Consider the following 7904-nt stretch of genomic DNA (forward strand, 5'->3'; position numbering starts at 1 on the left):
AACCCCTCTTTCTTAAAGAGGGGAACTCCCTCCTTTGAAAAAGGAGGGTTGGGGGGATTATAACATCGGCTTTAAGAACTTCGCTGTATGCGAAACTTTATTTTTAGCTACTTCTTCAGGTGTACCTTCCGCAATAATCATACCGCCGCCTGCGCCGCCTTCAGGACCTAAGTCTACAATCCAGTCTGCAGTTTTAATCACATCCAAATTATGCTCAATCACCACTATGGTATTGCCCTTATTACGCAGCTCATGAAGAATATCTAAAAGCTTGGCAATGTCATGGAAGTGCAGACCAGTCGTTGGCTCATCCAAGACATACAAGGTTTTACCTGTATCACGCTTCGCCAATTCACGCGCCAGTTTCACACGCTGCGCTTCACCGCCTGAAAGAGTCGTTGCTGACTGACCCAAACGGATATAACCCAAACCCACTTGATTGAGTGTTTCTAAACGGCGGTGAATAACAGGAATCGCATCAAAGAAATGTATCGCATCTTCAACGGTCATTTCCAGCACATCTGAAATGTTTTTGCCTTTATAACCCACTTCCAAGGTTTCACGGTTATAGCGTTTGCCGTGGCATGAGTCGCATGGCACGTACATATCAGGCAAGAAATGCATCGCGACTTTAATCATGCCGTCGCCTTCGCAGGCTTCACAGCGGCCGCCTTTCACGTTAAATGAGAAACGGCCTGCTGCATAACCGCGCGCTTTGGCTTCTTGCGTTTGTGCAAACAATTCACGAATTGGCGTAAATAACCCTGTATAAGTTGCAGGGTTTGAACGCGGGGTACGTCCAATTGGGCTTTGGTCAATATCCACGACTTTATCAAGGAATTGTAAGCCATCAATCGAATCGAATTTTTCAGCAGTTAAGGTCGTTGCGCCATTTAACTGCGTTGCCGCAAGCGGTAAAAGGGTGCGGTTAATCAAGGTTGATTTACCTGAACCAGAAACCCCTGTCACGCAAGTCATAATGCCGAGTGGAATAGTGAGATCAACATTTTTCAGGTTATGACCCGCTGCGCCCATCAGCTTGATTTGTTCTTCAGGTTTTGGCGGCTGCACACGTGTTTTAGGCACTTCAATTTTCAGTTTTCCTGAAAGGTAATTGCCTGTCAGCGAGTTTTCATTTTTCAAAATTTCATCATATGTGCCTTCGGCAATCACATGACCGCCATGAATCCCTGCACCCGGGCCAATATCAATAATATGATCGGCAGCACGAATCGCATCTTCATCATGTTCAACCACTAAAACCGTGTTGCCCAAGTCACGCAGGCGCACCAACGTTTCCAGCAAGCGGTCATTATCACGCTGATGCAAACCAATGGATGGTTCATCCAGCACGTACATCACGCCCATCAAGCCCGCACCAATTTGTGAAGCCAAACGGATACGCTGCGCTTCACCGCCTGATAGCGTTTCCGCAGAGCGAGATAAACTTAAATAGTTCAGGCCAACCGATACAAGGAAATGCAAACGCTCTCGGATTTCTTTAAAGATTTTATCGGCAATTTCGCCTTTTGCACCTTCAAGTTCTAGGCCTTGATAATACTGCTCGGCATCGCCAATCGACATTTTGGTAATTTGCGCGATGGTTTTGTCTTTCACGCGTACATGGCGGGAAATTTCATTCAGACGCGAACCGCCGCAAGCATCACAGGCTGCATTGGATAAGTACTGCGCTAAATCTTCACGGACATAGTTGCTTTCCGTTTCACGGTAGCGGCGTTCAAGATGCGGCAAAATGCCTTCAAAGGGCTGGACACGGTTATGTTTGCGGCCGCGTTCATCGATATAGCTCAGGTCAACTTTTTCTTTGCCTGTGCCGTAGAGGAATTTCTTTTGGGTGTCGGCATCGAGTTCATTCCAAGGCATTTCCAATGAAAAACCGAAATGCGCCGCCACCTTTTCAATCATGCTGTAATAGTAAGGGCGCTGTCTGTCCCAGCCGCGGATTGCGCCTTGGCTGATCGACACTTCATTATTTGGAATCAGTTTGTCTGCGCTGAAATGGCTGCGTGTGCCTAAACCGTCACACGTTGGGCAGGCGCCAAATGGGTTGTTGAATGAAAATAGGCGCGGTTCTAACTCAGCAACAGCTCTGTCGCATTCAGGACAAGAGTGCTTGGCTGAAAATACACGGTCAGGCTGTTCGTCTTTCATCCACGACAAAATGGCGATGTCGCCGCCTAAACGCAGCGCGGTTTCAAAACTTTCCGCAATACGGTTGCCTAAGTCATCACGGACTTTAAAGCGGTCAACGACCACTTCAATGGTATGTTTTTTCTTTTTGTCGAGTTCAGGAATTGGGTCGAGGTCAATGATCTCACCATCGACACGGGCGCGGACAAAGCCTTGTCCAATCAGCTGTTCAAACAGATTTGAATATTCTCCTTTACGCTCACGCACCACAGGCGCAAGCAGCATTAGAGCGGTGCCTTCTTCTAAGCCTTTTACGGCATCGACCATTTCTGACACAGTTTGCGCCACCATCGGCAAGTCATGTTCAGGGCAAAATGGTGTACCCACACGCGCATATAAAAGGCGCAAATAATCGTAAATTTCAGTGATTGTTCCCACAGTTGAACGCGGGTTGTGGCTGGTGGATTTCTGCTCGATGGCAATGGCAGGGCTTAAACCTTCAATCGAATCGACTTCAGGCTTTTCCATTTGTGATAAAAACTGACGCGCATAGGCAGACAGTGATTCTACATAACGGCGCTGGCCTTCGGCATAGAGGGTATCAAACGCCAATGAGGATTTACCTGAGCCTGAAAGTCCCGTAATGACCACGAATTTGTCACGTGGAATATCAAGGTTCACATTTTTTAAGTTATGGGTGCGTGCGCCTCGAATACGGATGTGGCTTTGACTCATGAAATGATCCTAGAATTTTCATTTGAATACATGTTTATATGATAGCGCATGAAAAATGTTCAAGGGGCACTGTTTTTGTGTTTCCAGCCAATTTGTATACGGCGCTGAAGATCAGGTGATTAATCGCGCTTCTATTGCCGCTGTTTCAGCAAGCGATGGCATGGCTGCGTTCAAAAATAGATTCTGCATTTTCAAAGGCGGTTTGACGCGGCACATGCTGGAACTGTCTTGCATACAGGTTGATTTGATTTTCTAAGTCCTGCAGGAAAAACTCGTATTCAGCAGCAAAAAATGGAATATCCAGCAAATCACTGATGCAAAATCTGCATGGGTTCAGTTTTATTGAGGCAAGCTTTGATTGGCGCCGTCAGGGAGACAAGGCCAAGTGCTGAGAATAAAAAAGCACAGCACTTGGTGTCTTTTCGCGCTTATTTCGGGTCTAAACCGGGCCATTTTTCCTGCTTGTAAGCGCTGTCCCAAAATAGCCATTCCAGCTGCGTGCCGCGGGTATAAGCCTGATGCATTTTCTCTAAAGTCACGGCATCTGCCTGAGCTGCCGCTTTGTCTATGGTTGCAATCACATCACGGACAGCGCTATGAAACTCTTCTCCTGCATAAGTGTCTATCCATGCTTGATAAGGGTTGTCCGCTGCAGATTTTTCTACAATATCTTTACCGATTTCTGCATAAATCCAGAAACATGGCAGCAGGGCTGCCAGCACCACAGGATAGCTTTCTGACCATGCTGTTGCGGTTAAAAAAGAGGTGTAATGATGGCAGGCCAAACTGAGCGGCGTATTGGCAAAGTCATCTGCAGAAACATTAAATTTGCTGAGGAAGTCATTATGCATTTCACGTTCAAACACAATAGCGAGGCTGGCAGCTTCTGAAAATTGGATAATTTCTTCTGCAGAAGCAGCTTTGGCTGCGCATACTGCTAACGCGCGGCCATAGGCAACCAAATAATGAGCATCTTGAATGATATAGTGTTTGAACGCAGCCGAATCTAAAGTGCCTGCGGCGAGTTCTTGATTAAATGGAAGCGCTAAAGTGCTGCGGTATAAGTCTAAATTGCGTTGCCAAACGGCTTCTGAAAAGCGCATCAAAATATCCTGTTCGAATCAATTTGAAAAAGTCTGTGTTTGACACGTCAGGGTAGCCTAAAACAGTCTTTATAGACATCTGTTTCAAAAATAATCTTTTATGGCTTTGGTGTTTGCAGGCAAATAAGTTCATAATATGCCCATTCATTTTTGAGTTTTAATTTTTCGATTAAAACCTCTAATTAAAAAAGTTAGACATAACAGAAATACCAGTTTTCTCAATTGAATACGCCATTTTAAATATTTGTTATGTCTAATTTTTTTCCGTTTTAAATTTTATTTAGGTCGATGAACTATGTGGAAACATTTTGGTTTCTCAATCGTCTTTACAGTCGTGTGTCTGGCAATTTCAGCGTACTGGGGCTTAAACCATGGCCCAAATGCTGGCGTGCAAGCCATGCTGACTGCACTGACCATTACTGCAATCTTAGCTGTTATGGAAGTCTCTTTGTCTTTTGACAATGCTGTTGTGAATGCATCAGTACTTCGCGGCTGGGATCATTTTTGGAAAATGATTTTCTTAACCGTGGGTATCGTGATTGCGGTATTCGGTATGCGTCTGGTTTTCCCAATCGTGATCGTCGCAGTTACAGCAGATATGGGCGCTATGGAAGTGGTGCAGCTGGCATTGAATGATCCGATTCAATACTCTGCAAAACTCATGGCGCATCATGCAGAAATTGCGGCTTTTGGCGGTGCTTTCTTATTATTGGTGTTCCTGAACTTCTTCTTAGATGACGGCAAAGACACGCACTGGTTCCGTTGGCTGGAACGCCGTTTAGCCAATCTTGCCAACGTGCCTGCGATGTCAGTATTTATTTCTTTAATTGCCTTGCTGATCATGGCTGCCAATATTGCTGAAGATACGCGCTTAGCTGTTGTCATGGCTGGTATTTGGGGGATTGTGGTTTATATCGGGGTACAGGTGCTCAGCCATTTATTGGGCGGTGAGCCTGAAGTAGATGAAAACGGCAATGCGGTAGGACACGACTCAAGCGGCGCGTCTACAGGTGTGATCAAAGCAGGTTTTGGCGGTTTCCTTTATTTAGAAGTATTGGATGCATCGTTCAGTTTTGACGGTGTCATTGGCGCTTTTGCCATCACTTCAGATGTTGTCATCATTATGCTGGGTCTAGCGATTGGCGCAATGTTTGTCCGTTCAATGACCATTTACCTGGTCGAGAAGGGCACCTTGGATGCTTATATCTATCTAGAGCATGGCGCGCATTATGCGATTGGCGCATTGGCATTCATCATGCTCGCCAGCGGTACAGGCGTACATGTGCCGGAAGTGGTGACAGGCTTAATAGGTGTGGCATTTATTGTATGGGCAGTGATTGCATCTATTCAATATAAAAAGCGCCAAGCTGCACATAGCTAAATTGTTTTCAGTTTCTCCGCTGGAGAAGTAAAAAAGCGCGGCTTTGGCTGCGCTTTTTTGTTTTTTAGCTTGGACTGATCTTTATTTCACATAAAATTGATGAGGGAATTGAAGCTGAATGTCCTATAATCAGCCAAGATTAATTGCTGCGGCCGCCATAGATATATGATGAATGCTTTAGAACGTCGTTCAACCTTTGCTTTAAGCAGTATTTTTGCACTGCGGATGCTGGGTCTGTTTATGATTATTCCTGTCTTTTCAGTCGCAGGGCAGTCATATCAGTATGCTACGCCTGCACTCATTGGTTTGGCTGTGGGTGTCTATGGCCTGACGCAAGCGATTTTACAAATTCCATTCAGCTTGATTGCAGACCGCTACAGCCGTAAGCCGCTGGTGGTGATTGGCCTGCTGCTGTTTGCTTTGGGCGGTGCTGTAGCAGCCATGTCTGAAACCATTTATGGCGTGATTATTGGCCGTGCAATTGCAGGCGGCGGCGCTGTATCTGCTGTTGTCATGGCGCTTTTGGCGGATGTCACCCGTGAAGAACAGCGCACCAAAGCCATGGCCGTTATGGGCATGAGTATTGGTTTATCCTTTGTTGCAGCATTCAGTTTAGGGCCTTGGCTCACCAGTTTAGTGGGTATTTCAGGCTTATTTTGGGTGACAACGGTGATGGGCTTAGCTGCAATTTCCATGCTGCTGCTGGTGCCTAAAGTGACGCGCCATCACCGCAATTTTCAGCAAGGCTATTTCACGCAGTTAAAAGAAGTGCTGAAAATGGGCGATCTAAACCGCTTGCATGTTTCGGTTTTTGCTTTGCACCTGCTGCTGACGGCCATGTTCATTTATGTGCCTTCACAGCTGATTCACTTTGCAGGCATTCCGCTGTCGAGCCATGGCCTTGTGTATTTGCCATTGTTGGTTATCAGTTTGTTTTTTGCATTTCCAAGTATTATTTTGGCGGAAAAATACCGCAAAATGCGCGGCATTTTTCTGACAGCGATTGGCGGTATTATTGCTGGTCTGCTGGTGCTGACTTTCGGTTTTGAGTCGAAATATATTCTGCTGCTTGGCCTAGGTCTGTTCTTTATTGCCTTTAACGTGATGGAGGCATTGCTTCCGTCATGGCTGTCTAAAGCTGCGCCGATTCAGTCTAAAGCGACAGCCATGGGGGTAAATGCCAGCAGTCAATTTTTAGGCGCATTCTTTGGCGGTATGATTGGCGGCCAGCTGCTGCAAATGCAAAATACTTCCATTGGCTGGGGTATTTTGGCCGCGATTTCGGTAATTTGGCTGCTGGTCAGCTTTGGCTTGGCACAGCCGCGCTATTTATCATCTATGGTGTTTCGCCTGCCTGAAGGCAAACAAACGGATGAATGGGCTTCTCAGCTTTTAGCGATTCGTGGTATTGAAGAGGTCGTGGTCATGTCTGACCAGCAAGTGGCTTATGTGAAAGTGGATAAACAGCAAATTGATGATGCTGCGCGACAACATTTAACGCTCTTGTTGGGGAAAGATGTAGCCATTTAAGCATAACTCTTATAAAGTAAATAATAGAAACAAATAGGAAGAATACGTTCATGCGTGGTGTAAATAAGGTCATTTTAGTTGGTACTTTGGGTAAAGACCCAGAAACAAAAACTTTCCCAAATGGCGGCTCTCTGACTCAGTTCTCAATCGCAACCAGCGACTCATGGACTGATAAAAATACAGGTGAACGTAAAGAGCAAACTGAGTGGCACCGCATTGTATTGCATAACCGCTTAGGCGAAATTGCGCAGCAGTATCTGCGTAAAGGTTCAAAAGTATATATCGAAGGTTCATTGCGTACGCGTCAGTGGACAGACCAAAATGGTCAAGAGCGCTACACGACTGAAATCCGCGGCGAACAAATGCAAATGCTGGACAGCAACCGCCAGCAAGGTGAACAAGGTCAAGGCGGCGGTTTTGAACAGCCTCGTTTTAACAATAACCAAGGCGGCTATAATAACCAGCAAGGCGGTTATGGCAACAATAATGGCGGTCAAGGCGGCTACGGCAATAATAACCAAGGCGGTTATGGCGGCGGCAACAGCCAGGGCAATGGCTATGCCAACAACAACCCAAGCGGTTTTGCGCCTAAAGCGTCAGCAGCGGCGCCTGCGGCAGCTCCAGCAGATTTAGATGATGATCTTCCGTTCTGACACACTCTAAAGATATAGTTTTGTTAAATTAATAAAATTATTATTTAGATATAGTGAGTTACAAGAAAGTTTGCAGATATTAGTAATAATTCTGTAAACTTTTTTTTATTATGATTTAATATATTTAATACTTAGAAATATTGTTAAATTTATGGCTACAGTTAAAAGATTTAATATAAGTGGTAAAGAGAGAGCTGCTATCTTGGTGGATAGTGAAGGTTTGCCATTAACTTATCCAAATCTTTACTCAATAATTCATTTAAGAAATCCTGGGTATACGATCAATACAATTGTTGCAGTACTTGAAGATATTAAATTACTTTATCTATTTTTGGATAAGTTAGAAATTGA

6 protein-coding genes and 1 pseudogene are annotated in these 7904 nt (G+C 45.2%); 4 read left to right on the forward strand and 3 right to left on the reverse strand.

The features are described from left to right. Positions 1-57 precede the first annotated feature (57 nt). From uvrA to tenA, 3 genes are all read right to left on the reverse strand, one after another. Positions 58-2886 (reverse strand): excinuclease ABC subunit UvrA, encoded by a 2829-nt coding sequence (gene uvrA, locus D7V32_RS10185; RefSeq protein WP_120402774.1) that lies wholly within the window; start codon positions 2884-2886, stop codon positions 58-60. A 145-nt stretch (positions 2887-3031) separates the two neighbouring features. Continuing rightward, on the reverse strand, positions 3032-3193 hold the full coding sequence (locus D7V32_RS17300) for a hypothetical protein (RefSeq protein ID WP_171407636.1): 162 nt from the start codon (positions 3191-3193) through the stop codon (positions 3032-3034). A 121-nt stretch (positions 3194-3314) separates the two neighbouring features. Further along, positions 3315-3989 carry a thiaminase II gene (gene tenA / locus D7V32_RS10190; RefSeq protein WP_120402775.1) on the reverse strand — a complete coding sequence of 225 codons (675 nt, stop codon included), beginning with the start codon at positions 3987-3989 and terminating at the stop codon, positions 3315-3317. A gap of 295 nt (positions 3990-4284) precedes the next feature. On the opposite strand from tenA, the gene D7V32_RS10195 reads away from it, so the two are divergent. The 4 genes and pseudogenes from D7V32_RS10195 to D7V32_RS10210 form a co-directional block, all read left to right on the forward strand. Next, positions 4285-5370, forward strand: a complete 1086-nt coding sequence (locus tag D7V32_RS10195) for a DUF475 domain-containing protein (RefSeq protein ID WP_120402776.1) — start codon at positions 4285-4287, stop codon at positions 5368-5370. 165 nt (positions 5371-5535) lie between these two features. Continuing rightward, the gene (locus D7V32_RS10200; protein WP_120402777.1) at positions 5536-6900 is read left to right on the forward strand and encodes an MFS transporter; all 1365 of its coding nucleotides are present in this window, start codon (positions 5536-5538) and stop codon (positions 6898-6900) included. 50 nt (positions 6901-6950) lie between these two features. After that, positions 6951-7553: a single-stranded DNA-binding protein gene (ssb, locus tag D7V32_RS10205; protein ID WP_120402778.1), complete on the forward strand. Its 603-nt coding sequence runs from the start codon at positions 6951-6953 to the stop codon at positions 7551-7553. A gap of 151 nt (positions 7554-7704) precedes the next feature. After that, positions 7705-7904 (forward strand): annotated as a pseudogene (locus D7V32_RS10210) (site-specific integrase); the annotation flags it as partial.

Origin of the sequence: Acinetobacter tianfuensis (assembly GCF_003611465.1) — a bacterium.
Classification (GTDB): Bacteria; Pseudomonadota; Gammaproteobacteria; order Pseudomonadales; family Moraxellaceae; genus Acinetobacter; species Acinetobacter tianfuensis.